This is a genomic window from Vibrio sp. 1580, assembly GCF_033340055.1.
The window spans coordinates 1-633 of record NZ_JAWOVT010000388.1 but is presented as its reverse complement, the minus strand read 5'-3'; the positions used below and the strand labels follow the sequence as shown (position 1 = coordinate 633).

Genomic DNA, 633 nt, shown 5'->3' with positions numbered 1-633 from the left:
AGACGTTGCAAGCATTCGTCGCCAAGTGGGCATTCCGGCTTACATGATCACCTCAAACGGTGCGCGTGTTCATGACCAAAACGATCAACTGATGTACAGTGAAAACGTACCTGCGGATTTGGTTCAAGGCGTGATCGACACGATCAAACATGATCACGAGATACTTATCCACATGTATCAAAACGACAGTTGGTTGATGAACAAAGACGACGAAACACTGCGTGATTTCCATGACGAATTCACATACGTCTTATTCGATGAAGACCAAGCGCCAACCGACGGCATTGCGAAAATTTTCTTCACCCATCCAGCGCAAGATCATGAACGTTTGGTGGTGTTTGAAAACAAACTGCGTGAACAGTTTGGCGATAAATTGAATATCGCGTTCTCTACTCCTTGGTGCTTAGAAGTAATGAGTGCGGGCGTTTCGAAAGGCCACGCGCTACAAGCAGTCGCGGAAGCTCTGGGTTTAACGCTCGAAAACTGCATTGCATTTGGCGACGGCATGAATGATGTCGAAATGCTATCAATGGCAGGCAAAGGCTTAGTAATGGGCACATCACACGAGAAAGTGATGAAAGCGCTCCCAAACAATGAAGTGATTGGCAGCAACGCAGACGATGCCGTGGCGCA

At 47.6% G+C, this 633-nt stretch carries 1 protein-coding gene; it reads left to right on the top strand.

Annotated features, from left to right (window positions below; genetic code table 11):
* On the top strand, positions 1-633 hold a 633-nt coding region (locus R7093_RS26180; RefSeq protein ID WP_318147144.1), incomplete at both ends, for a Cof-type HAD-IIB family hydrolase.